The 25,514-nt window shown below is 35.0% G+C and carries 18 protein-coding genes and 2 tRNA genes; 11 read left to right on the top strand and 9 right to left on the bottom strand.

Going from position 1 to position 25,514, the window contains the following annotated elements:
• Positions 1–23 precede the first annotated feature (23 nt).
• Positions 24–1,667: a hypothetical protein gene (locus QLS31_RS02420; RefSeq protein ID WP_282742324.1), complete on the bottom strand. Its 1,644-nt coding sequence runs from the start codon at positions 1,665–1,667 to the stop codon at positions 24–26.
• A 181-nt stretch (positions 1,668–1,848) separates the two neighbouring features.
• On the opposite strand from QLS31_RS02420, the gene fabD reads away from it, so the two are divergent.
• Positions 1,849–2,724, top strand: coding sequence for an ACP S-malonyltransferase (gene fabD, locus QLS31_RS02415; protein WP_099714391.1), 876 nt, complete (start codon positions 1,849–1,851; stop codon positions 2,722–2,724).
• A gap of 108 nt (positions 2,725–2,832) precedes the next feature.
• Positions 2,833–3,084 (top strand): hypothetical protein, encoded by a 252-nt coding sequence (locus QLS31_RS02410; RefSeq protein WP_121343369.1) that lies wholly within the window; start codon positions 2,833–2,835, stop codon positions 3,082–3,084.
• A gap of 35 nt (positions 3,085–3,119) precedes the next feature.
• Here QLS31_RS02410 and galE read toward each other — a convergent pair whose 3' ends face one another.
• Entirely contained in the window at positions 3,120–4,133 is a 1,014-nt protein-coding gene (galE, locus tag QLS31_RS02405) for a UDP-glucose 4-epimerase GalE (RefSeq protein ID WP_282742322.1), read from the bottom strand.
• A gap of 85 nt (positions 4,134–4,218) precedes the next feature.
• Entirely contained in the window at positions 4,219–5,349 is a 1,131-nt protein-coding gene (locus QLS31_RS02400) for a DegT/DnrJ/EryC1/StrS family aminotransferase (protein ID WP_282742320.1), read from the bottom strand.
• Positions 5,350–5,576: 227 nt separating this feature from the next.
• On the opposite strand from QLS31_RS02400, the gene QLS31_RS02395 reads away from it, so the two are divergent.
• The 4 genes from QLS31_RS02395 to QLS31_RS02380 all read left to right on the top strand — a co-directional run bounded on the left by QLS31_RS02395 (position 5,577) and on the right by QLS31_RS02380 (position 9,856).
• A complete protein-coding gene (locus QLS31_RS02395; RefSeq protein WP_282742318.1) occupies positions 5,577–6,818 on the top strand; it encodes a glycosyltransferase N-terminal domain-containing protein in 1,242 nt (413 codons plus the stop codon).
• Positions 6,805–7,251, top strand: coding sequence for a GNAT family N-acetyltransferase (locus QLS31_RS02390; protein ID WP_282742316.1), 447 nt, complete (start codon positions 6,805–6,807; stop codon positions 7,249–7,251). The genes QLS31_RS02395 and QLS31_RS02390 overlap by 14 nt, the downstream gene beginning before the upstream one ends.
• Positions 7,252–7,274: 23 nt before the next feature.
• On the top strand, positions 7,275–9,443 hold the full coding sequence (locus QLS31_RS02385) for a S46 family peptidase (protein WP_282742314.1): 2,169 nt from the start codon (positions 7,275–7,277) through the stop codon (positions 9,441–9,443).
• Between the two features lie 188 nt (positions 9,444–9,631).
• Positions 9,632–9,856, top strand: coding sequence for a hypothetical protein (locus QLS31_RS02380; RefSeq protein WP_099714386.1), 225 nt, complete (start codon positions 9,632–9,634; stop codon positions 9,854–9,856).
• A 169-nt stretch (positions 9,857–10,025) separates the two neighbouring features.
• On the opposite strand, the gene QLS31_RS02375 is transcribed toward QLS31_RS02380, so the two are convergent.
• The 4 genes from QLS31_RS02375 to mutS form a co-directional block, all read right to left on the bottom strand.
• Positions 10,026–10,373, bottom strand: a complete 348-nt coding sequence (locus tag QLS31_RS02375) for a DUF1508 domain-containing protein (RefSeq protein WP_099714385.1) — start codon at positions 10,371–10,373, stop codon at positions 10,026–10,028.
• Between the two features lie 126 nt (positions 10,374–10,499).
• A tRNA-Leu gene (locus tag QLS31_RS02370) sits at positions 10,500–10,585 on the bottom strand.
• Between the two features lie 11 nt (positions 10,586–10,596).
• Positions 10,597–10,672: transfer RNA gene (locus QLS31_RS02365), tRNA-Gly, on the bottom strand.
• 148 nt (positions 10,673–10,820) lie between these two features.
• Entirely contained in the window at positions 10,821–13,427 is a 2,607-nt protein-coding gene (gene mutS, locus QLS31_RS02360; protein ID WP_282742312.1) for a DNA mismatch repair protein MutS, read from the bottom strand.
• A gap of 158 nt (positions 13,428–13,585) precedes the next feature.
• Between mutS and QLS31_RS02355 the strand changes: the two genes are divergently transcribed.
• From QLS31_RS02355 to QLS31_RS02345, 3 genes are all read left to right on the top strand, one after another.
• Positions 13,586–14,035 carry a DUF1573 domain-containing protein gene (locus QLS31_RS02355; protein WP_282710770.1) on the top strand — a complete coding sequence of 150 codons (450 nt, stop codon included), beginning with the start codon at positions 13,586–13,588 and terminating at the stop codon, positions 14,033–14,035.
• A 70-nt stretch (positions 14,036–14,105) separates the two neighbouring features.
• Positions 14,106–14,642: an RNA methyltransferase gene (locus tag QLS31_RS02350; RefSeq protein ID WP_282742310.1), complete on the top strand. Its 537-nt coding sequence runs from the start codon at positions 14,106–14,108 to the stop codon at positions 14,640–14,642.
• A 41-nt stretch (positions 14,643–14,683) separates the two neighbouring features.
• Entirely contained in the window at positions 14,684–18,643 is a 3,960-nt protein-coding gene (locus tag QLS31_RS02345) for a T9SS type B sorting domain-containing protein (RefSeq protein ID WP_282742308.1), read from the top strand.
• Positions 18,644–18,646: 3 nt separating this feature from the next.
• On the opposite strand, the gene folK is transcribed toward QLS31_RS02345, so the two are convergent.
• A complete protein-coding gene (gene folK / locus QLS31_RS02340; protein ID WP_282742306.1) occupies positions 18,647–19,780 on the bottom strand; it encodes a 2-amino-4-hydroxy-6-hydroxymethyldihydropteridine diphosphokinase in 1,134 nt (377 codons plus the stop codon).
• A gap of 138 nt (positions 19,781–19,918) precedes the next feature.
• Between folK and sppA the strand changes: the two genes are divergently transcribed.
• Together sppA and QLS31_RS02330 are read left to right on the top strand one after the other, a co-directional pair.
• Complete coding sequence (gene sppA, locus QLS31_RS02335) at positions 19,919–21,679, top strand: signal peptide peptidase SppA (RefSeq protein ID WP_282742304.1); 1,761 nt, start codon at positions 19,919–19,921, stop codon at positions 21,677–21,679.
• 186 nt (positions 21,680–21,865) lie between these two features.
• Complete coding sequence (locus QLS31_RS02330) at positions 21,866–24,481, top strand: AsmA-like C-terminal region-containing protein (protein WP_282742302.1); 2,616 nt, start codon at positions 21,866–21,868, stop codon at positions 24,479–24,481.
• Between the two features lie 225 nt (positions 24,482–24,706).
• Here QLS31_RS02330 and QLS31_RS02325 read toward each other — a convergent pair whose 3' ends face one another.
• Positions 24,707–25,501, bottom strand: a complete 795-nt coding sequence (locus QLS31_RS02325; RefSeq protein WP_282742300.1) for a DUF2797 domain-containing protein — start codon at positions 25,499–25,501, stop codon at positions 24,707–24,709.
• Positions 25,502–25,514 lie beyond the last annotated feature (13 nt).

Genomic DNA, 25,514 nt, shown 5'->3' with positions numbered 1-25,514 from the left:
AAATTTCTTTAGGCCCTTTTTAATTATTTCGTTTTCATGCTCATTTTCAGATTGATATTCTCAAAACTCGAAACATCAATTACTTCTTCTAAGTCTACATCAAAAGAAATTTTTATACTGTCACCCACCATTGTTACGGGCAATTGATTGGATATTTGTGAAGAACCTACAAAAATATTAGGATAATCTTTTACTTTAAAATAATAAAAACTATTCCCATTTTTCACATCATTCTGGATTCGGGTCACCACTGATTTCAGCGATTTTTTATTGGAAACACTGTTCGGATTTATTTTATTATCAGCCATATTATAGACGTTTTTAAATGAAGTCAACGTTTCTCGCATCGTATTGCCTACGCCCACAATCGTATAATCTGAGATGGCAACCATTGCAAACATTTTAACTAATCCACCGTCATCTTTAAGTGTCATTACATACGTGGGAATGTTATTGATATTATACGGAATAGGCAACGAAGCCTTATAGCCTTTTTCCTGAACCTTCCCTTGTGCGGAGCTTTGAGCAGCAAATTCTGTCGCGCCTCCTTGCTTATAAAAGGTAGTTTCTTTGGTTCTGGTATCCACCAATACAAAACCTACTGCTGATTCTTCTTTCCCTACAGAAGTCAATCCCGTATACCAATAGGATTTATTGTCTTTTCCGTACACCAATGTCAATCCTTCCGTGATTTGAAGTTTATCCGCATTAGAAAAATTCCAATACCCGTGAACATATTCTCCCCTATCGTTCAATTGATCTTCTATGAAATCCAAAGGCTGAATTCGATCTACCCATTTTGGTGTTTCAGCAATCGAATATTCATTTATAGCTCCAGATTGGGCATCAACAACAATAACACCAGTCGCTTCTTTTCCTGAGAAACCAATTTTTTTCACATATTTAGTGACAATCCAAAATGGATTTCCAGCATCATCAATTTCAAAACTAAAATCAGCCAAACCAACCGTAGCGTTTCCATTAAAATAAACATGTCTATGAATATCACTTTGAAAATAAGCCCCTTGCTGGTACTTAATCTTAATGGCTTTCCCTCCTACACTCTGAACTAATTTCACATCGCGTTCATTGGTTGCAGAAACCATAACATATCCCGCAGTTCCTTCTTGGTTATTGAACCATTTTAAAAAACCAGAATGCAATAATGGAGCAACCCAATACAAGTTGTCATTTACCTTTTGGATACAAAAATCCCCTAATTCTACCTGACTTCCCAAAGCTGGTTGTGAACCTAATATTTTTTCACCCAAAAGATGCGCTAACTCCTCATCGACCACACGGATTTTATCAATAGAAATTGGAGCAATATGATTGGTTATTTTTTGACCGTTTTTAACCTCACCTATTAATTTTTGGTACGAATCGCTTCTGAACATTTTTAAGCTTGTTACAAAAGGAAGCGCGATACAATACACTAAAAGTATTCCTGCCAGAATATACAAAACCTTGCTCGGTCTGGAAACAATCTTGACTTGCTTCGTTTGCTGTGAAACAATAAGTCCCAAAGAAAATAAAATCCCAAGAATAACTAATAACAACAAAACAATAGCAAAACCCGTAAATCCATAATTAATAACCGGCAGGTTGATGTAAAAAAGGAAAAATCCAAAAAGGAGTAGAAAAACAATTGAGAAGATTTTTTTCATGATATTCAATCTTTATATATTTCAACATTAGTCTTTAATCCTTCTAAATGTTACACTAAAAAAGTGTCAATTTTAAAGAAAACAGGAACCCTATTTACAATACCGCAAAAAATAGTATTTTTGCATCCCGATTGAAACTAATATTTCAATCCTTACATTTTTCAATCTTTAAATTAGACACATGAAAGCATACGTATTTCCAGGTCAAGGCGCACAATTCACAGGAATGGGTAAAGACTTATATGAAAATTCTGCTCTTGCAAAAGAATTATTCGAGAAAGCAAACGAAATTTTAGGTTTCCGCATCACAGACATCATGTTTGAAGGAACTGCCGAGGAATTGAAAGAAACCAAAGTGACACAACCGGCAGTTTTCTTGCATTCGGTGATTTTGGCAAAAACGCTTGGTGAAGATTTCAAACCAGAAATGGTAGCGGGACATTCATTGGGTGAATTTTCAGCTTTAGTAGCAAATGGCGCTTTGTCTTTTGAAGACGGATTAAAACTGGTTTCACAACGCGCTTTGGCAATGCAAAAAGCCTGCGAAATAAAACCATCTACAATGGCAGCAGTTTTAGGATTGGCTGACAATATCGTAGAAGAAGTTTGCGCTTCTATCGACGGAATTGTAGTAGCAGCAAATTACAACTGCCCGGGACAATTAGTGATTTCAGGAGAAACATCAGCAGTAGAAAAAGCATGTGAAGCGATGAAAGCCGCTGGTGCAAAACGCGCATTATTGTTACCTGTTGGAGGTGCTTTTCACTCTCCAATGATGGAACCGGCTCGTGAAGAACTGGCTGCAGCTATTGAAGCAACTACGTTTTCTGCTCCTATTTGTCCGGTATACCAGAATGTAACGGCAAGCGCAGTTTCAGATCCGGCCGAAATTAAGAAAAACCTAATCATTCAATTGACAGCTCCAGTAAAATGGACGCAATCTGTACAACAAATGATAAAAGACGGAGCAACTTTATTTACTGAAGTAGGTCCTGGAAAAGTATTGGCAGGACTGATTGGAAAAATTGATAAAGAAGCAGTTACTGCGAATGCATAATTAGCATTTAGTGTTCAAAATAGTATCCTCATAAACTCTTGTTTATGAGGATTTTTTTTATCTTTATAAAATGAGTTAAAATCAATTTTAATTTTTAAAATGAAAAAAATGAAAAAAGCACTTTTAGGATTAGCATGTATTGCAACTTTAATGACTTCTTGCAAAAAAGAAACAAAAGACGAAGTAAAAGAGGCTACCGAAGCCGTTGGTAATGAAATGGAAGAAGCTATAGACACAGCAGCTGTAAAAGTGGATGCTGCAGCTGATTCTACCAAGGTTAAAGCAGGAGAAGTTCTTGAAAAAGGAGCTGACAAAATGAATCAAGCCGCTGAAAAATTGAAAGAAGCAGCAAAAAAATAATTTTAAAAAAAGGGCTGTTAATGACAGCCCTTTTTTTATTTTCTAATTTTCTGTTCCCATTTCCAGGCACTAGCCATTGCTTCTTCAAGCGTGGATTGTGACGTCCATCCCAGAACAGTATTGGCTTTATCCGTATTGGCGTAAGCCGAAGTAATATCTCCTTCTCTACGTCCTACAATTTTGTAAGGCAATTTTTTACCGCTTACCCTTTCGAAAGTATGTATCACTTCTAAAACAGAACTTCCGGTTCCCGTTCCCAAATTAAATGTTTCTACTTTGGCAGTATTTTTTTTGTTCAATAAGCGTTGCAAAGCGATTACATGGGCTTTCGCCAAATCTACTACGTGAATATAATCGCGTACCGCTGTCCCATCTGGAGTTGGGTAATCATCTCCATAAACTGCTAATTCTTTACGCAATCCAAAACCAGTCTGAGTAATAAACGGCACTAAATTTTGAGGAACTCCAATAGGCAATTCTCCAATTTCAGTGGATGGATGCGCCCCAATTGGATTAAAATAACGCAATAAAATTGCATTCACATTGGTTACTTTGGCAGTATCAGTAATGATTTCTTCTCCAATTTTTTTGGTGTTTCCATAAGGGGAAATTGGCTGCTGTACTGGCGCATTTTCGGTAATTGGCATTGTTTCAGCTTGACCATAAACCGTACAAGAGGAACTGAAAATAAAATTCGCTTCTGTTTTTTGCTGTAATTCCTGCAAAATATAAACTAATGCATTGATGTTATTTTCATAATACAACAATGGATTTTCTACGCTTTCGCCCACTGCTTTTGAAGCTGCAAAATGAATCACACCTGAAATATCATGATGTCTTTTAAAAAAGTCTTGAACCTTATCCTTTTCGCGCAAATCTAACTTTTCGAAAGCAGGAATTTTTCCGGTAATATTCTGGATTCCATCCAACACACTCAATGATGTATTCGATAAATTATCTACAATTACTACTTCAAAACCCTCATTTTGTAATTCGACAACAGTATGCGAACCAATAAAACCCAAACCTCCTGTAACTAATATTTTCATGATTACTTTTTTGTACAGACGCGATTTATAGCATCTCTTAATATTTATACCACATAAAAAAGACGCAATAAATTGCGTCTTTCTATTATTTTAAAAACTCTAAAACGCTATCCGTAATGAATTTAATTTGTTCATCATCTAATTCTGTATGCATCGGTAAGGAAATAACTTCTTTAACCAACTGATTGGTAACTGGGAAATCTTCCTCTTTATATCTGGAATCCAAATATGCTTTTTGCGAATGCAATGGAATTGGATAATAAATAGCACATGGAATTCCTTTGTCCAACAAATGTTGCATCAAACCATTTCTGTCAGCATCAACAATTCGCAATGTATATTGATGAAAAACGTGACAATCACAAATATCACAAATACTTGGTGCAATTATATTTTTATGTCCTTCAAAAGCAGTTGAATATTTTCTGGCTGCATCTTGTCTGGCTTTACTGTACTCGTCTAACAAAGGCAATTTAGCATTCAAAACAGCTGCTTGAATACTGTCTAAACGTGAATTTACACCTACGACATCATGGTGATAACGTTCGTACATTCCGTGGTTTACAATTCCGCGAAGTTTGTGGGCCAATGCATCATCATTTGTAAAAATGGCTCCACCGTCTCCGTAACATCCAAGGTTTTTGGAAGGAAAAAAGGATGTAGCCCCTAAATGTCCAATCGTTCCTGCTTTCTTTTTTGTTCCGTCAGAAAATTTACAATTGGCACCAATCGCTTGCGCATTATCTTCAATAACATATAAATTATATTCTTTGGCGATAGCCATAATAGCTTCCATATTGGCGGCACGACCAAACAAATGTACTGGAACTATTGCTTTTGTTTTTGGCGTAATCGCTTTTTTAATTCCTTCGATAGAAATATTCATGTTATACATATCCACATCGACTAAAACTGGTGTCAATTGCAGTAAAGCAATAACTTCTACTGTCGCTGCAAAAGTAAAATCGGCAGTAATTACCTCATCTCCTGGTTTTAAATCCAATCCCATCATAGCAATTTGCAACGCATCGGTTCCATTAGCACATGGAATTACGTGTTTTACGTCAAGATATCCTTCTAAAGATTTTTGAAACTGATGAACTTGAGGCCCATTAATGTAAGTATTTGTGTCCAGAACCTGCTGAATAGAAGCATTTACAGTGGTTACAATTTTATCATATTGACTTTTCAAGTCAACCATTTGGATTTTTTTCATTGAAATTTTTGTTAAAGTTCGAAAGTTTATGGTTTCCAGAAACCACAAACACTTTCTTAAAACGAAGAACAAAAATAGTTATTTATGAGTTTAAACCAATGCAACCCACATTAAAAAACGATATTATTCCAATGAAATAAAAAGTGGATTCCTGACAACCAAAATTTATATATTACTGCCGAAACAAAAAACCTAAAGAAAACGTATTTTAGCCCAAAATTTCAACGATGCTTTTTCTCTATAATCTAATTGTTCAAATAGCTGGTTTTTTATTAAAAATCGCAGCTGTTTTCAGCCCAAAAATGAAACTTTTTGTAGAAGGCCGCAAACTGGTTTTTCCTTTTTTGGAACAAAAAATAAAACCTATCGATAAAACAATCTGGTTTCATGCTGCTTCCTTAGGCGAGTATGAGCAAGGCTTGCCCGTAATTGAAAAAATAAAAGAGCAATTCCCTTCTCACAAAATTGTACTTACTTTTTTTTCGCCTTCGGGTTATGAAGTTCGGAAAAACAATACCGTTGCAGATGTTACGGTTTATTTACCTTTGGACACCCAGAAAAATGCTCAGAATTTTTTAAAAATCGTTCATCCAGATTTGGTATTTTTTATTAAATATGAATACTGGCCCAATTATTTATACGAACTCAAAAAACGGAACACCAAAACCTATTTAATTTCTGGAATTCTTAGAAAAAATCAACTGTTTTTCAAATGGTACGGCGGCTTTTATAGAGAAGCATTAAATACATTCACTTACTTTTTTGTACAAAATGAAACTTCAAAAAAATTACTGCAAGAAGTAGGCAAAACGAATGTTTCGGTTTCTGGAGACACCCGATTTGACCGAGTTGCCGCAATTTTAGAAAAAGACAATTCCTTGGATTTTATTGCTCAGTTTAAAAACAACACATTAACGATTGTCGTGGGAAGTTCGTGGCCGAAAGACGAAAATTTATTAGTGGATTTCATTAATTCGAATACATTAAATGTCAAATTTATAATTGCGCCACATAATATCAAAGAAGAACAAATTCAACAATTAAAAAATAGCATCACCAAAAAAATCGTTTTATTCTCTGAAAAAGAAGGACAAAATCTCGCTGATTTCGATGTTTTTATCATTGACACAATTGGGATTCTGACAAAAATTTACAGTTATGCGGATATTGCATATGTGGGCGGTGGTTTTGGGAATCCCGGAGTTCATAATTTACTGGAACCGGCAACCTTTGGCGTTCCAATACTCATTGGCCCCAACTATTCACATTTTGCAGAAGCAACAGCATTGGTAAATATGGAAGCTTGTATTTCTATCAACAATAACAAAGAGCTAGACGAAGCATTTAAAAACCTCATCCAGAACGATGACATCAGGCACGAAAAAGGACATATGTGCAGCACTTTTGTACAAATGAATAAAGGAGCTACAGCCATTATTCTGAAACACATCTTGAATGATTCAATTTAAACCGTTAGTAATTTCTGATATCGAAACGATTGTGTCCATGATGCAAGAGTTTTATGCGATTGATAATTATCCTATTGACATTGATGTTTCCAAAGCTTTATTTCGGGAATTTATTTCCAATGAAAATCTGGGAAAATCATGGCTCATTTTATCCGATAATGAAATTGTAGGCTACGTTATCCTAACCTTTGTTTTTAGTTTTGAATACCAAGGAAAAATTGCTTTTTTAGACGAATTGTATTTGACCGAAAAAACCAGAGGCAAAGGAATTGGAAGTAAAACCATTGCATTCATTCAAAATGAAAGTCATAAACTATCGTTAAAACTTATTTATCTGGAAGTGGAACAACACAACGAAAAAGCACAAAAATTGTACCTTGCGCACGATTTTGAGATGCACAACAGAAAATTGATGCGATACAAAATCAAATAAAATTACACCCTAAATTTAATACCATGAAATTTTTAAAACTATTCTTATTATTATTTGTCATCCAGATGCAAGCGCAGCAGGGCGGCATGTGGATTCCTTCACTTTTGAAAGGAATGAATGAAACAGAAATGAAAAATTTAGGCATGAAAATGTCTGCGAAAGAGATTTACGATGTCAATCAATCGAGCATGAAAGATGCCGTTCCGCATTTTAATGGCGGTTGTACCTCTGAAGTTATTTCTCCAAAAGGATTGATTTTAACGAATCATCATTGCGGATTTTCACAAATTCAATCGCACTCTACGGTAGATCATGATTACCTGACTGATGGATTTTGGGCTTACAAAATGGAAGACGAATTGCCTAATAAAAACTTAACCGTCGCTTTTATTGTAAAAATCGAAGATGTGACCACATTAGTTTTAGAGGGAACTGCTGCTCTAACCAGCGAATCAGAAAAACAAAACAAAATTCAAGAAAACATTACGGCACTTACTAATTCTTTACCAAAAGAAAATTGGCAGGAAAATAAAATCCGTACGTTTTACGAAGGCAATCAATACATGCTTTTTGTAACAGAAACTTTTACCGATGTACGATTGGTAGGTGCTCCGCCTTCCTCAATAGGGAAATTTGGTTCTGATACTGATAATTGGGTTTGGCCGCGTCATACGGGAGATTTTTCATTGTTTAGAATTTATGCTGACAAGAACAATCGTCCAGCTGCGTATTCGAAAGACAATGTTCCTTACACCCCTAAACACTTCTTGCCGATTTCACTTGACGGCGTAGCCGAAGATGATTTCACATTAGTTTTTGGTTATCCAGGAAAAACAAATGAATATTTACCTTCTGTTGCGATTGAGCAAATTGTAAACGAATTAAATCCGGCAAAAATCGAAATCAGAGACAAAGCCTTGAAAGTGGCTGATGGCTTCATGAGAAAAGAAAATGCCATTAAAATTCAATACGCCTCTAAATATGCCAGAATTGCTAATAATTGGAAAAAATGGATTGGTGAAACCCAAGGATTAAAAAAATCAAATGCCGTTGCTATTAAAAGAGAATCTGAAAAAGCCTTTCAGCAAAAAATAACAAAAGCAGGCAAAGAAAAAGAATACGGAACACTTTTAGTCGATTTCGAAAAAAACTACGCAGAAATAGCCCCATACGCTTCCGCAAGAGATTATTTTACAGAAGTTGTGCAACTTAACACCGAATTATTAAGTGTTGGTTACAAATTGTATCAGCTAGAGCAAGTTTACAAAACCAAAGGAGAGCAATCTTTTACTGACCGAAAAAACAATTTGCTAACTGGTCAGGAAGCTTTTTACAAAGATTTTAATGCTACTGTTGATGAAAAAGTTTTTGAACAATTGATTGAATTGTATGCTGCCAAATCTCCAAAACAATTTTTACCACAAAGTTTGATGAATGTAAACGCTAAAAATTTAGCTTCGGAAATTTACAGTAAATCCAGACTTAAAAATTATACTGGTCTGAAAGAATTATTAACTGGCGATACGCGAACCGTTTTAACGAGTTTAAACAATGATCCAGGTTTTCTGTTGGTAAAAGAATTAGCTGATAAATATTTGAAAGAAGTCGCGCCAAAATACGACGAAATCAATTTAAAGATTACTGCGCTGCAACGCACGTACATGAAAGCGCAATTGGAATTGAACAAAGACAGCCGAATTTTTCCAGATGCCAATAGCACATTACGAGTTACTTATGGAAAAGTAAAAGGATACGAACCTAAAGACGCTACTCTTTATACGCCAATAACTTATTTAGATGGGGTAATGGAGAAATACATTCCCGGAGATTATGAATTTGATGTTCCAGCTAAATTGTTAGACTTATATAAAACTAAAGATTACGGTCCATATGGTGAAAACGGAAAAATGCCAGTTAACTTTATTGGCACAAATCACACCACAGGAGGCAATTCAGGTAGCCCGGTGATAGACGCAAACGGAAACTTAATAGGGCTTAATTTTGACAGGGTTTGGGAAGGAACCATGAGTGATATCTATTATGACCCAAGTATTTGTAGAAATATTATGGTTGACATACGCTACGTCCTGTTTATTATGGATAAATATGCTGGTGCAAAAAACTTGATAAGTGAGCTAAAACTGGTTCACCCCAAGAAAAGCAAACCTCTGAAAAAGAAAAACTTAAAGTAAAACCAAGGACTCAACAACGATATAAAGCATTTATTAATTATTTAGCTGGATTGGCACAATAATTGTTATTTGTTTCGGCGTTGACAAAAAATATTATTTTTTAAAAAAAAAATAAAAAAATATTTTACATATTAAAAAATTTATATCTTTGCCACGAATTAATAATTAACCTTTTATATTAAATTAAGATGAAAAAAGTATTTTTAAGTTTAGCTGCTGTTGCTGTTTTGACTGTTGTATCATGTAAAAAAGCTGACGCTCCTGCTGAAGACGCTGCTGCTGTTGTTGATTCTGCTGCTGCTGTAGTTGATTCTGCTGCTGCTGTAGTTGATTCTGCTGCTGTTGTTGTTGATTCTGCTGCTGCTGTTGCTACTGAAGCTGCTGCAACTGCTACTGAAGCTGCAAAAAAATAATTAGAACTCAAATTCTAAAAATTTTAAAGCCATCCGCTATGCGAGATGGCTTTTTTAATTTATGACATTTCCATTCTTTTAAGAATAGATATACAAATAAAAAAGAGAGTCGCGAAAATTAAATTTTCACGACTCTCTTTTTTTTATTTACGAATTAATTTAAAAACCTTTAATCAGAAAAAATAAAATCATTTCCTGAGAAATCCAACACCTCTGAATTTGATCCATATCGAACAATTTCATCGATTCCTTTTTGCAAACGTAACGAAGTGGTATATTTTCTACTTGTAGCAAAATGATTCCCTTCCAGCATTAATTTAAAATAAAATTTCCCGCCGGAAGATTTAAATTTTAAAAAGTCAGCGGTTTCAATTGTCGCTTTAAACTTTTCAATATCTTCTTCGCACTCAAACTTGAGCTCATAACTTAAACTCGTAAAAACAACTTTCCCTTTTCTGGAAGTAAAAACAAATTTATACTCATCATTATACCTTTTACTAATTACGAAAGCGCCCATTGTTTATTAAAATAACAAAAATTAAAATTACAAATCACAAAAAAAGTTGATATTGGTTTCGACAGATTTAGTTTTATACAAAAACCATAAAAACAAAAAAAGCCTCTTCAATTGAAGAGGCTTTAGTACTCAGAGCGGGACTTGAACCCGCACGAACATTGCTGTTCACTGGATTTTAAGTCCAGCGTGTCTACCAATTTCACCATCCGAGCATTATGTGGTGTGGAGCGAAAAACGGGGCTCGAACCCGCGACCTCGACCTTGGCAAGGTCGCGCTCTACCAACTGAGCTATTTTCGCATTTTCAATTCTTAGAAAGAACCGCGATACTTGTTCTGTATTGCGGATGCAAATTTAGGACATTTATTGAATTACACAAGCCTTTTTCATAAAAAAATCACACATCAGGGTTAACATTCTGATAACGTAATCTTTAAAATAAAATAAATTATTTTCTGGTCAACATTCTTTTAATTTCATTGAGTTTCATCAGCGCTTCCATAGGCGTAATGGTATTTATATCCAGACTTATAATCTCTTCTTTGATTTCTTCCAATAAAGGATCATCCAGATTAAAGAAACTCATTTGCATTTCGTCTTTAGCGGCTTTAATTCCGTTCAGCGCATCGCTGGAATGATTTTTTTCTAATTTCTTCAAAAGCTTTTGCGCTTTCAAAATTACAATTTGGGGCATTCCGGCCATCTTCGCCACATGTATTCCAAAACTATGCGCACTTCCTCCTTTTACTAATTTTCGAATAAAAAGCACGGTATCTTTCAATTCTTTGACGGCCACATTATAATTCTGAATTCTAGGCAATGATTCACTCATTTCATTCAACTCGTGGTAATGCGTTGCAAATAATGTCTTTGGTTGCGAAGGATGTTCGTGTAAGAATTCAGCAATTGCCCATGCGATGGAAATCCCATCATAGGTGCTCGTTCCTCTTCCAATTTCATCCAAAAGCACTAAACTCCTATCGGAAATATTATTCAAGATAGAAGCCGTTTCATTCATTTCGACCATAAAAGTAGATTCTCCCATCGAAATATTATCGCTCGCTCCTACTCTGGTGAATATTTTATCTACAATTCCCATTCTCACGCTGTCTGCAGGAACAAAACTTCCCATTTGAGACAAGAGTACAATCAGCGCCGTTTGACGCAAAATAGCGGACTTTCCAGACATATTTGGACCCGTGATCATAATCAACTGCTGCGTTTCTCTATCCAAGAAAACATCATTGGCTATGTAAGGCATACCAACAGGCAATTGTTTTTCGATAACAGGATGCCTTCCGTTTTTAATTTCCAGTTCGAATGTTTCGTCTAGTTCCGGACAGATGTATTTATTTTCGATAGCCAATTGCGTAAAAGAACACAAACAATCGAGTTGCGCCACCAGATTAGCATTCATTTGAACTGGCTTGATATACGTAGCAATCCAACCGACTAATTGTTCGAATAATTCTACTTCTATTTTATGGATTTTCTCTTCTGCACCAAGGATTTTAGTTTCATATTCTTTTAATTCCTCCGTAATATAACGTTCCGCATTAACCAAAGTTTGTTTTCGAATCCATTCCGCAGGAACTTTATCCTTGTGCATATTCCTAACTTCGATGTAATATCCAAAAACGTTATTAAAGGATATTTTCAATGATGAAATTCCCGTCAGTTGTGATTCTCTTTTTTCGATTCCTTCCAAGAATTCCTTACCAGAAGTTGATATAGCACGTAAATCATCTAACTCAGCATTGATTCCTTTGGCAATAGCATTTCCTTTGGCAATAGCCACAGGCGCATCTTGATTCAAAACGGTTTTTATTTTTTCACGCAATAATTCACAACTGTGCAAACTATCGCCGATTACTTTCACTGCTTCTTGCGGACTTTCTAACGCCAAGGTCTTTATTGGAATAATAGCATCCAATGATTCTTTCAGATAAACCACTTCGCGAGGCGATACTTTCCCGGCTGCAATTTTTGAAATCAAACGTTCCAAGTCTGAAATTTGCTTGATTTGATTCTGAATATTTTTCAGCACACCCTGATTTTCTTTTAAATAAGAAACCACTTGGTGACGGCTTTTTATTTTAGCACTGTCTTTCAACGGCAATGCCAACCATCTTTTTAACAAACGACCACCCATTGGCGAAAGCGTTTTATCAATAACATCCAGAAGCGTCACCGCGTTTGGATTGTAACTGTGATACAATTCCAGATTGCGAATAGTAAATCTATCCATCCAGACATAAGCATCTTCGGCGATACGCTGAATCGCAGTTATATGCTGTACTTTATTGTGTTGTGTTTCGGATAAATAATACAAAATAGCTCCCGAAGCAATGATTCCTTCTTTCAATTCTTCGATTCCAAATCCTTTCAAAGAAACCGTCTGAAAATGCTTGGTTAAGGTTTCGAATGCGTAATCTTCTTTGTAAATCCAATCTTCCAGATAAAAGCTATGATAATCCTCTCCGAAAATCTCACGGAAATCATTTTTATTATTTTTTGGAATTAGAACCTCACTTGGATTAAAATTCTGCAACAGTTTATCAATATATTCTGCATTACCTTGCGCCGTTAAAAACTCTCCTGTAGAAACGTCCAAAAATGAAATTCCTATGGATTTATTAGCAAAGAAAATGGATGCTAGAAAGTTATTCGTTTTTGATTGTAAAACCTCATCGTTCATAGAAACACCAGGAGTCACCAGTTCAGTAACACCGCGTTTTACAATAGTCTTAGTCATTTTTGGATCTTCGAGCTGGTCACAAATTGCCACACGAAGTCCTGCTTTGACTAATTTTGGTAAATATGTATTCAAGGAATGATGCGGAAAACCAGCCAGTGCCGTTTCAGTTTCAGAACCTGCTCCACGCTTCGTTAGGACAATTCCTAATATTTTTGAAGCACGAACTGCGTCCTCTCCAAATGTTTCATAAAAATCTCCAACGCGAAATAAAAGACAAGCATCAGGATACTTTCTTTTTATTTCATTGTATTGCTTCATTAACGGAGTTTCCTTAACTACTTTATCTTTAGATGCCAATTGTATTTATGTTTAAAAAATGAAAAAATATCAGCGAATTTATATATTTTAAAACAAATAAATAAGGAGTTCAAAAAATTAAACTATTTTAAGAAAGATTTAAGGCATAATTTCTATTTTTTATTTAGATTTGTAAATACTTTTAAATTGAAATAGATATGAAAAAAATAATTACCCTAGCTATGCTAGTTGTTTTAGGAGTTGCTACTTCTACAGCACAAGAAACTTCAAAAAAATTGAAAGCAACAAATACTAAAGTAGCTACTGCAAAAGTAAATGGTGCAGGAATGGTTTTCGTAAGTGAAACTATTGACTACGGTACAGTTGCCTATAACTCTGATGGTAAACGCGAATTTGTTTTCACAAATAACGGTAACAAACCTTTAATCATTACTAATGCTCAAGGATCTTGTGGTTGCACAGTTCCTACTTATCCTAAAGAGCCAATCGCTCCGGGAGCAAAAGGAGTTATTGGAGTAAAATATGACACTTCAAGAGGTGGTCAAGCTTTTACTAAAACAGTAACATTGACAACTAATGCTGTTGTTCCTACCAAAACACTTACAATAAAAGGAAATGTTTTAGCCGCTGAATCATCAAAAAGCTAAATTTTAACTCAATACACAAAAAAAGCTTCCATTAACTTCGGAAGCTTTTTTTTTGAATAATTTATAAAATATGAGAAAGCTAGAAAACAGCGAACTGGATCGAAAATCTATTGAAGCATTTAAACAATCTGAAAAAACACCGCTTATTTTAGTATTAGATGACATCCGCAGTTTGCATAATATTGGCTCCGTATTTAGAACAGCAGATGCGTTTCTAATTGAAAAAATATATTTATGTGGCATTACCGCCACTCCACCAAACAAAGAAATTCACAAAACAGCACTTGGCGCAACCGAAACGGTAACTTGGGAACATCATGAAAATGTTCTTACCGTTATTGAAAAATTAAAAACAGAAAATGTAATGACGCTTGCCATAGAACAGGTGGAAAGCGCCATTTTTCTTCAAAATTTTGAAGTTCAAAAAGGAGAAAAATATGCTTTAGTTTTTGGAAACGAAGTATATGGTGTTTCACAAGAAGCAGTTGCGTTATGCGATGGTTGTATTGAAATCCCACAATTAGGCACAAAACATTCTTTGAATATATCCGTGAGTGCAGGAATTGTAGTTTGGGATTTGTTTCAAAAACTGAACTGGCCAAAATGATTTTTTTAATAAAATTAAGAATTAAGTAATACTTTTATCATATGAGAATTTATAACTTTTTGAAATTATCTTTAGCTTTTTTATCGCTCGTTCCAATGGCTGAATGTTCCGCCACTTCCTTTTATTCGATAAAGAAAAATACTACCATAATCTCAAAAGGCCCAATAAATCCATCATCTCTTAATTTTATTACAAGTCCAAATCCATTATCTATTGCAGATAATGCGCCACGAATTACAGCAACTGGAAATCAAAGCTACTGCCCCGGAACTTCATTGAAAATAGTAACCGATGTAAGCATCACTAACACTGACATTACAGATACGGGCACAGAGGCTATTTATATTCAGATTTCTTCGGGTTATGTAAACGGGCAGGATTTAATCCAATTAGCTAATCCTACATTACACCCAACAATTATTTCTAGTTGGGATGCTCCCTCAGCAAAATTAAAATTATCCAGCCCAACCGGAGCAGATGTTTTGTACAGCGAATTTGTAAAAGCAATAAAAGACATTGAATTTAGCAATTCATCCACTTCTCCGTCAGGGATTCGAAATTTCTCAATCACAATAGGACAAGCAAATTATTTACCCAGAAACGGGCATTATTATCTATATGTTCCAAACCTTGGAATTAACTGGACAGCAGCCAAAGCAGCGGCCGAGACAAGTACTTATTATGGATTGCAAGGCTACTTAGCCACAATCACAGCTGCTGATGAAGCAAAAATATCTGGAGAACAAGCCGCAGGTGCCGGATGGATTGGAGGCAGTGATGCAGAAATCGAAGGAATATGGAAATGGATGACTGGTCCGGAAAGCGGAACAATATTTTGGAATGGTCTAGCCAATGGTTCAACCCCTAATTTTGCTTTTTGGAATTCAAACGAACCAAATCAAGCTGGAAATGAAGATTATGCACATATTACTGCTCCTGGTATTGGAATTCCTGGCTCATGGAATGATTTGTCCAATACTGGTGATCTAATAGGTAATTATCAACCCAAAGGGTATATTGTAGAATATGGCGGAATGCCAGGCGAACTGCCTCTTGAAATTTCAGCAAGTACAACAATCACAATACCTGCAATAAAAAGCACAACACGAGCCTCAGCATGTGGTCCAGGAATGGTTACTCTCCAAGCAACCGCTTCTAACGGAACTGTAAATTGGTATGACAATGCTGGAAATCCAGCAGGCAGCGGAAACAGTTACACAACCCCTACCTTATTAACAACTACTACCTATTATGTTGACGCAGGTTGTTCAACCGCAAGAACTCCAATTACTGCTACAATAAAGTCTTTACCTAATTTACCGCTAATTGAAACCTCCTCTACCAGTCCTGTTTTATATTGTCAAAATGCAACTGCGCTACCTTTAGGCGCAATCGCATCTACAAACTGTAATTTAAATTGGTATACAATAGCTTCTGGAGGTACCGCAAGTTCATCAAGTCCTACTCCGTCTACCGCAACTGTAAATTCAACAAAATACTATGTAAGCCAAACTAACACTCTGACTGGCTGTGAAGGTCCACGATCTGAAATAACAGTCATTGTTAATCCACGACCATTAGCTCCTGAAGTAAATAACATTAACTATTGCCAAAATGAAACCGCAGTACCTTTAACCGCAACTGCGTCTACAAATTGTAATTTAAATTGGTATACAGTAGCTACTGGGGGCACCTCAAGTTCAACAAGTCCTACTCCATCTACCATAACTGTAAGTCAAACAAAATATTATGTAAGCCAAACTATTAATACAACTGGTTGTGAAGGACCTAGATCTGAAATAATAGTAACCGTTAATCCATTACCAACAGCCCCTTTAGTAAGCAATGTTTTTTATTGTCATCATGAAACCACAGTGCCTTTAACTGCAACGGCATCCGCAAATTGTAATTTAAATTGGTATACAGTAGCTACTGGGGGCACCTCAAGTCCAATAAGTCCTACTCCGTCTACCACAACTGTAAATTCAACAAAATACTACGTAAGCCAAACTAATACCCTGACCGGATGTGAAGGTACACGATCTGAAATAACAGTCATTGTTAATCCGTTACCGATTCTCAATGACATCACAATTACGCAATGTGATATAGACCTGATTTCAGATGGAAAGACTCTTTTTAATTTGACCGCAAACAATAATTTAATTTCTACGAATTACATTGATGAAAATTTTACTTATTATACTTCTTTAGCTGGAGCAAATAGCGGTCTTTCGGCAGATTTAATTTCAAATGACTTGTCTTTCGAAAATACAACACCTTCAATAATGGATATTTGGGTAAGAGTTGCCAATAAAAATAGTGGTTGCTTTAGCGTTGCCAAATTAACCTTAAAAGTTCCCGCTACTAATCTTCTTTCTTCCTACACAATCACTGTCCCTCCGGTTTGTGATGATTTCTTGGACGTAGTTAACAATGACCGAGACGGAATTACAACTTTTAATTTTTCTTGGACAAAAACTATAATACAAAACGAACTACCTACAAATCAAACGTATACTATAAATTATTACAGAAACCAAGCGGATGCCTTAGCTGAACTTAATGACATTTCAAATTATAGAAATATTGGTTATCCTAACTCACAAGATATTTGGGTTCGAATAGAAAGCAGCCTCGATAATGCTTGTGTAGGTTTAGGTCCTTATATTACTTTAAAAGTCGAAGCTTTGCCTTTTGCAAATCCTGTTATAATACCAAGACAGTGTGATGAAAATCATGATGGAATATTCACTTTTGATACTGCTAATCTTGAATCTACTTTATTAGGAAGTCAAACAAACGTAACAGTTACTTATTTTGATCAAAATAATGCTCCATTGCCAAGTCCATTTCCAAATTCTTTTACAACCACTTCTCAAACTATAAAAGCCGTTGTGACTAATAATTCAACTTTACAATGCTATGACGAAACAACCATTCCTTTTATTGTAGATGATTCACCAATAGCATTAGCTATTCCATTAGCTTTAACAACAGCTTGCGATGATGAACCAAATCCATTAGACCAAGATGGTAAATTTGTTTTTGACACAACTGGTTTTGAAGCCACTATTCTAGGAGGACAAACCGGAATGATTGTTAAGTACTACGACCAAAATAATATTGAATTACCAAGTCCATTACCTAATCCATTTACAACTGAATCTCAAAATATCATCGCCAGAGTTGAAAATCCTTTAAACACAAACTGCTATGCGAGTACAGCTTTAAATTTTGTCGTAAATCCAGTTCCAAAAATTAATCTGAATACCAATGGTGACGAAAATGAATTAGTTTGTTCGAATCTTCCAAGCTTTTTTGTGCAACTCGATACAGCAATTCAAGACGGATCGGTAACGAGCAATTATGGCTATGTTTGGTCAAAAGACGGAAACGTTTTGACAAGTGAAACAGCACCAACATTACAAGTAAATGCAGAAGGAACTTATACAGTAGAAGTGACAAATAGCTATGGTTGTAGCAGAATTAAAACCATAAATGTTATGGTTTCAGACGCAGCTCATATTGAAAGCATTGACATTGCAGATTTAACTGATATCAATACCGTTACTATAAATGTTACAGGAAAAGGAGAATACGAATTTAGTATTGACGACCCTAATGGCTTTTGGCAAGACTCAAATTTCTTTAATAATGTACCCCTAGGAATTCATGACGTTTATGTCAATGACAAAAATGGATGTGGTATTGTTAGTCAGACTATTGCTATTATTGGCGCGCCAAAATTCTTTACACCTAACAATGATGGTTATAATGATTATTGGAGTGTAAAAGGGATAAACCAAACTTTTAATTCAAAATCAATACTCTACATTTTTGACCGATACGGAAAACTAATCAAACAATGGGTTCCCCTTTTAGATCAAGGTTGGGATGGAACTTTTAATGGAACACCTTTACCAGCAGATGATTATTGGTTTACCCTAAAACTAGAAGACGGAAGAGAAACAAAAGGTCATTTTTCCTTAAAAAGGTGAATTTTAAGATATTTTTTTCTGGATTTCATTCAAAACAAAAAGGTAATCGGCTTGATTTTTTACAAAATCCTTATCTGAAACATCAATGATGAGAACATTCAAATCGGTTTGGGATTTAATATAATCGAGATAACCGCTATTGATTTTATCCAAATATTCAGCCGGTATTTTTTGTTCGTAGCTTCTGCCACGCTTTTTAATATTTTGCAACAGCCTTTCTGAATTTTGATACAAATAAATGTACAAATCCGGTTTTGGCATTTCTCTGTAAATGATATCAAAGAGATTGCGATACAAACGATATTCATCTTCAGCCAGTGTGATTTTGGCAAAAATCAAAGATTTAAAAATATGATAATCAGCAACCAGAAAATCTTTAAACAAATCAAATTGTGCTAAATCATCTGATAATTGTTGGTATCTATCAGCCAAAAACGACATTTCAAGCGGAAATGCATATCGGTTTTGATCTTTATAAAATTTGGGTAAAAAAGGATTATCAGCAAAACGTTCCAATACTGTTTTTGCATTAAAATCCTCAGAAATTTTCATGGCCAAAGTGGTTTTTCCGGCTCCGATATTTCCTTCAAAAGCAACATAATTAAATTGCTCCAAAGAAATATTCTGCAAAGGATTAACTAAATTCTGAACTACTGTACAGACACTGTCATCTGGTGACACTGCCAATAATTCTGAAATATTTTTTTGAAGAATGGGATGTTCCCAATCTAAATTCAAATCCTGAATTGGTAACAAAACAAAATTTCTGTTTTGCATCAAAGGATGTGGAATCTGCAGTTTTTCGGTAGTAATAATTTCTGAATCGAAAGCAATCAAATCAATATCAATCGTACGTGATTGGTATTCTTGAGTTTTGCTTCGCAAACGACCCAATCGTTTTTCGATTTTTAAAACCTGAGTCAGAATTTTATGTGCAGAGGAAAAAGTATGCAAAACCAAAGCGCAATTATAAAAAGCATCACTTTCAAAACCCCAAGCCGGAGTTTCATATAATCTGGAAACTTTGATTACAGTACCAATTTCTTGATGTATCAACTCCAAGCAACGCTCGATATTTTCCAAACGATTGCCTTGATTACTGCCTATAGATAAAATGACCTGATGTTGTGATTTCATAATTAGGTGCAAATTAACTAAAAGAATTTTAGAATTAGCAATATATTTGTATCCTGTGTTGATAATTAAACTCGGAAATACGAAACAATTGTTTGTAACATTTCTATCTTTTTTGCGACATATTAAAAAAATATAATTATGAGATTTTTAGGAAATGTATTGGCGACCATTATAGGTATTTTTGTTTTTTTCATGTTGTTCTTTTTTGGAATCATACTCATCGGAACCATTTTTGGTGGTGAATCTGAAGGCGTTACGGTGAAAAACAATTCTGTTATTGAATTGAATTTGGAAGACATCAGAAACGATTATGCCGGAAAATATAAAGATCCTTGGGTAACGATTTTTTCAGAAAACAAAAAAGTAGGTTTATCAGACATTATCAACGCCATTGAAGAAGCAAAAACGGATACCGACATTAAAGGTATTTCTATTCTAAACAACGATTCCTCACTGGGAATGGCACAAAGCAAGGCATTGAGAGATGCTTTGGAAAGCTTTAAAAAGTCAGGAAAATTCGTCATGGCTTATGCCAATTCGTATTCACAAAAAGAATATTATCTAAATTCTGTTGCCAGCCCAATTTACTTAAATCCGGTTGGAGATATGGATTTCAAAGGTCTTTCTGCTGAGCTTATGTTCTTTAAAGATTTTCAGGAAAAATCAGGGTTGAAAATGGAAGTCATCCGTCACGGAAAATACAAAAGTGCTGTTGAGCCATTTTTAGAAAATAAAATGAGCGATGCCAACAGAGAACAAACTACTGCTTTATTAAATTCAGTTTGGAATTCTATTATCGCTGACATTTCTAAAAGCCGAAATATACCGGTAGCTAAATTGAATGAAATTGCCAATGGACTTCTTGCTCGAACTCCAGAAATGGCAAAATCACAAAAATTAGTTGACATTATTGCTTATGAAGATGTATATCACAACGCCATCCGAAAAGCACTTAAAGTAGCCAATGACGAAGATTACAATAAAGTATCTGTTGTAGATTATGCTCAAAAAATCGCTACGACTTCACAAAATTTCGACAGTAATGACGAAATCGCCATTATTTATGCCCAAGGAGAAATTATGGGTGGCGAAGGCGATGTAAATGTCATCGGCGAAGGTTCTATGCGTCGCTCCCTTCAAGAGGCTCGAAAAAACAAAAATGTAAAAGCCATTGTACTCCGCATTGACAGTCCAGGTGGAAGTGCTTTGACATCAGATTTAATTTGGAGAGAAATTGAATTGACTAAAAAAGTAAAACCAGTAGTGGTTTCTATGGGTAATTATGCCGCTTCAGGCGGGTATTACATTGCGTGTAACGCTAACACCATTTTTGCCGAAGAAAACACAATCACCGGTTCTATCGGTGTTTTTGGAATATTACCTAATTTTACACCATTGGCCACTAAAATTGGAATTCATACCGAGCAAGTTAAAACACATCAAAACTCAGCAAACTATAGTCCTTTTGTTCCTATTGATGAAAATTTCAAAGCAGTTACGTTAGAAGGTGTGGAACACATTTATAAAACGTTTGTTACACACGTAGCACAAGGTCGAAAAATGACATTTGCACAAGTAGATGCTATTGCACAAGGAAGAGTTTGGACCGGTTCCGAAGCATTGAAAATTGGACTTGTAGATAAAATTGGAGGTTTAGATGATGCAATTGCAAAAGCAGCTTCTTTGGCAAAAATAAAAAGCTACAGTACCCAAAATTACCCGGAATACGAGAAAAACTTCGATGATCTTTTAGCTAATCTTCCTTTTGCAAAATCTAAAGAAGATTTCATAAAAGAAGAAATAGGAGAAGAAAACTATAGAATTATGCAACAAATAAAAAAATTGCAAGCACAAAAAGGAGTTCAAGCCTTAATGCCTTTTGAAATTAATATTCATTAAAACTTTTATAACCCATTAAAAAAATCCGTTTTAGCAATTGCTAAAACGGATTTTTTTATACCATAAAGTTAAATTATTGTTTATAAAAAACATCTAAAAAACTACTCTGTCCTAAAAATACTATTTTTACAAAATAATAGAAGGCATTATTTTTGTTACACTAATAGAATCTAAAGAAATTAAATTATGGTAAAGAAAGTTTTAAAAATCATTGGAATTCTAATTATCCTGCTCGTCGTGACTTTATTCGCTGCGCCTTATCTATTTAAAGATCAAATAAAAGCTAAAATTTCTGAAGCTATCAATGCCAAAGTAGATGCCAGAGTTTCTTTTGCAGAAGCAGATTTAAGCTTATTCAAAAATTTTCCAAATGCTAATGTGACATTGGAAAAATTAGTTATTATAAACAAAGCTCCTTTTGAAGGCGATACTTTGATTTCACTAGGCGAATTGAATTTAAAAATGTCTATCAAAGAACTTTTTAAAGGCAAAAATGAAGCGATGTCTATTGACGGAATCACTTCAAAAAATGGATTAATCAATATCATTTTCAACAAAGACGGAATCGGGAACTATGACATTGCTTTGAAAGATGACAAAGCCAAAGACGCTGGAAAAAGCAGTCCGTTATCCTTAAAAATCCAAGAGTATAAAATCGAGAATTTCAAGTTTCGCTATTTTGACGAAAGTTCAAAAATAAAAATGGTAATCGACAGTCTAAACCACGAAGGAACCGGAGATTTTGCAGCCCAAAAATTAGATTTGGCTACCAAATCAACTGCAAAAGTATCACTGGATATGGACAAAGTCAATTACATGAATAATGTCGCTTTGACTCTGGACGCAGTTTTGGGAATCGATTTAGAAAAAAGTAAATACACCTTCAAAGAAAACAAAGCATTAATCAATCAATTGCCGTTGGAATTTGATGGTTTTATTCAAATGGTGGAAACGGGCCAACAATATGATTTGAAATTTAAAACGCCAACTTCATCCTTCAAAAATTTCTTGGGAATTATTCCCGCAGCGTATGCATCGAGTTTGGACAACGTGAAAACCACCGGGGATTTTACTGTAGCGGGTTTTGCAAAAGGATTGTATTCAGACACAACGGTGCCAAAATTTAATATCGAAATTGCTTCCAATAACGCTTCGTTTCAATATCCGAATTTACCCAAATCAGTTCAGAACATCGTTATTGACACTAAAATCATCAATGAAACAGGAATTCTGAACGACACTTATGTAAACTTGGATAAGCTCTCTTTCAAAATTGACCAAGATGTTTTTAATGCGAAAGCAAACATTAGAAACATCACTCAAAATGCAATTGTTGATGCCGATTTAAAAGGAACTATCAACTTGGCTAATCTTTCTAAAGCGTATCCTATAAAGCTCGACAAACCATTGTCAGGTATTTTAAAGGCAGATGTAACAACGAAATTCGACATGCAATCTGTAGAGAAAAGTCAGTATCAAAACATCAATAATGCAGGAACCATGAGTTTGTCCGGTTTCAACTATGTGGATGAAAACGGTAAAACAATGAATATTAGCAATGCTTTGGTACAATTTAATCCTAGTCAGGTCAATTTGAAAGAACTGAACGCGACTACAGGAAAAAGCGACATTAGTGTAACGGGAATTTTAGAGAATTTTTACGGGTTTATCTTTAGAAATCAAGAATTGAAAGGAAACTTCAACATGAATTCTAAACAATTGGCCGTTGATGATTTTATGACAACCGGTGAAACCACTAAAACGGCAACTAAAAAAGCAGAAGCCATGAAGATTCCTGCTTTCTTAAATTGTACGCTTACCGCAAAAGCGACTACGGTTTTATATGATAATTTGACTCTGAAAGATGTATCGGGAAAACTGATTGTGAAAGACGAAAAAGTAACTTTAGAAAATGTAAAAACTTCTATTTTCGGAGGAACAATTGGCGTGAATGGAGCTGTTTCCACAAAAGGAAAAACACCAGTCTTCAATATGGATTTAAAATTAAATCAAGTCGATATCGCACAGTCGTTTACCCAACTGGACATGCTGAAAAAAATCGCTCCAATTGCCGGAATCATCAACGGAAAATTAAATTCAAGTATCAAATTGAACGGAAATCTTGACGCAACAGAACTGACTCCTGACTTGAAAACGCTTACCGGAGATTTATTGGGGCAATTGCTTTCTACGACAGTAAACTCTACAAATTCGACTTTACTGACTGCATTAGGATCTAACTTGAAATTCATTGATGTGAGTAAAATCAATTTGAATGATTTGAAAGCGGCGGTTACGTTCAAAGATGGAAAAGTAAATGTAAAACCATTTGATATTAAGTACAAAGACATCAAAGCCACTATTGGAGGAACGCATGGTTTTGACCAAAGCATGAATTACAATTTAAAATTTGATGTTCCCGCAAAATATTTGGGTTCAGAAGCTAATGCGCTAATTGCAAAATTATCTCCTGCGGATGCTGCTAAAGTGCAAAGCATTCCGATAAATGCGATATTAGTTGGGAATTTCACGAATCCAAAAATCACAACTGACATCAACAGTGCTGTAACCAAATTGACGACTCAATTAGTAAACCAACAAAAAGACAGATTGGTAAAACAAGGAACCTCGGCTTTGACTGATTTCATTAATAAAAACAAGAAACCGGGAGATACCACAAAAACGGCGACTCCTACAACTCCTGCAACTAAGGAAGAGGTGAAAACTAAGGCTAAAGATTTATTAAATGGATTTTTAAATAAAAAGAAAAAAGCAGAAGAGCCTAAAGTGCAACAAGAATAATTTAAATTAAAATAAAGGCTTTACTAAATGTGTTATAAAAACAACTTCTATTTACAATTAAACCATTAAGAAATTAAGAAAAATTAAGCCTTAAATCTTAATGAAACTTAATTTCTTAATGGTTAAAAAAAATTACAAAAAAGCCAGTAGAATCAAAATGGTAGATTTTATACATTCTAAAAAGCAGGAATTTCTAACTTGAGATTCCTGCTTTTTTATTTAATTTTATACATTAATCTGTACTACATATCCTTCTGAACCGCGGATATTGAAAACTGTTCCGTCTTCAAAAAGTAAATATTGTCCTTTTATTCCGGTGAGCTTTCCTTGAAATTGTGGTGTTTTATCCAAGCTCAAACTGTTTACTTTATTTGGATACTGTAAAACGGGATAATGCATCTCGTACAAATCATTTTTCTGCGAATAAAAGTATTCCTGAACTTCTGCTGGAATCAAATTTTCTACTTTCAATCGTTCCGCAACCAAATCAATTTGCTCCACATTGTTGGTCAACATTTTTCTCCAATTGGTTTTATCGGCATAATGATTTTTCAGCGCCACCTCGGTAATTCCAGCTAAATATCGGTTAGGAACTTCGACAATTGAAATGGCTTGGGTTGCACCCTGATCAATCCATCGTGTTGGCATCTGTGTTTTTCTGGTCACTCCTACTTTGACTTCGCTCGACAAAGCCAAATAAACAATGTGCGGTTGCAATTGTACTTTTTCTTCATACGCTAAATCCCTGTCCTGAATCCCAAGATGAGCCGTACTTAACTCCGGTTTCATAATCCAATCCCCAACAGCCGCACTAGAATAGAAGCAATCATAACAAAATCCCTGACGGAATATTTTTTTCTTCTTGCCACAATTCAAACATTGGTATCCCACAAAATTGATTTCGAGTTCTTTATTCAGCAACTGATTCACATTCAAAAAACTATTCTCAAAAACCAAATAATATTGAATCGGATTTCCAAATTCCGTTTGCATTTTTGTAAGTACACCTTCGTATGTCATTGCGATTTTAGAT

This window comes from Flavobacterium sp. XS2P24, assembly GCF_030010285.1.
Taxonomy (GTDB): domain Bacteria; phylum Bacteroidota; class Bacteroidia; order Flavobacteriales; family Flavobacteriaceae; genus Flavobacterium; species Flavobacterium algoritolerans.
This window is presented reverse-complemented; position numbering and strand designations above follow the sequence as displayed.

Bases quoted from the DNA above. Each gene is read 5' to 3' on its own strand.
- QLS31_RS02420 (WP_282742324.1), bottom strand. From the start codon at position 1,667: ATGAAAAAAATCTTCTCAATTGTTTTTCTACTCCTTTTTGGATTTTTC.
- QLS31_RS02410 (WP_121343369.1), top strand. From the start codon at position 2,833: ATGAAAAAAGCACTTTTAGGATTAGCATGTATTGCAACTTTAATGACT.
- QLS31_RS02400 (WP_282742320.1), bottom strand. From the start codon at position 5,349: ATGAAAAAAATCCAAATGGTTGACTTGAAAAGTCAATATGATAAAATT.
- QLS31_RS02355 (WP_282710770.1), top strand. From the start codon at position 13,586: ATGAAAAAAATAATTACCCTAGCTATGCTAGTTGTTTTAGGAGTTGCT.
- QLS31_RS02350 (WP_282742310.1), top strand. From the start codon at position 14,106: ATGAGAAAGCTAGAAAACAGCGAACTGGATCGAAAATCTATTGAAGCA.
- QLS31_RS02345 (WP_282742308.1), top strand. From the start codon at position 14,684: ATGAGAATTTATAACTTTTTGAAATTATCTTTAGCTTTTTTATCGCTC.
- sppA (WP_282742304.1), top strand. From the start codon at position 19,919: ATGAGATTTTTAGGAAATGTATTGGCGACCATTATAGGTATTTTTGTT.
- galE (WP_282742322.1), bottom strand. From the start codon at position 4,133: ATGAAAATATTAGTTACAGGAGGTTTGGGTTTTATTGGTTCGCATACT.
- QLS31_RS02380 (WP_099714386.1), top strand. From the start codon at position 9,632: ATGAAAAAAGTATTTTTAAGTTTAGCTGCTGTTGCTGTTTTGACTGTT.
- QLS31_RS02375 (WP_099714385.1), bottom strand. From the start codon at position 10,373: ATGGGCGCTTTCGTAATTAGTAAAAGGTATAATGATGAGTATAAATTT.
- QLS31_RS02330 (WP_282742302.1), top strand. From the start codon at position 21,866: ATGGTAAAGAAAGTTTTAAAAATCATTGGAATTCTAATTATCCTGCTC.
- QLS31_RS02385 (WP_282742314.1), top strand. From the start codon at position 7,275: ATGAAATTTTTAAAACTATTCTTATTATTATTTGTCATCCAGATGCAA.
- folK (WP_282742306.1), bottom strand. From the start codon at position 19,780: ATGAAATCACAACATCAGGTCATTTTATCTATAGGCAGTAATCAAGGC.
- QLS31_RS02395 (WP_282742318.1), top strand. From the start codon at position 5,577: ATGCTTTTTCTCTATAATCTAATTGTTCAAATAGCTGGTTTTTTATTA.
- QLS31_RS02325 (WP_282742300.1), bottom strand. From the start codon at position 25,501: ATGACATACGAAGGTGTACTTACAAAAATGCAAACGGAATTTGGAAAT.
- QLS31_RS02390 (WP_282742316.1), top strand. From the start codon at position 6,805: ATGATTCAATTTAAACCGTTAGTAATTTCTGATATCGAAACGATTGTG.
- fabD (WP_099714391.1), top strand. From the start codon at position 1,849: ATGAAAGCATACGTATTTCCAGGTCAAGGCGCACAATTCACAGGAATG.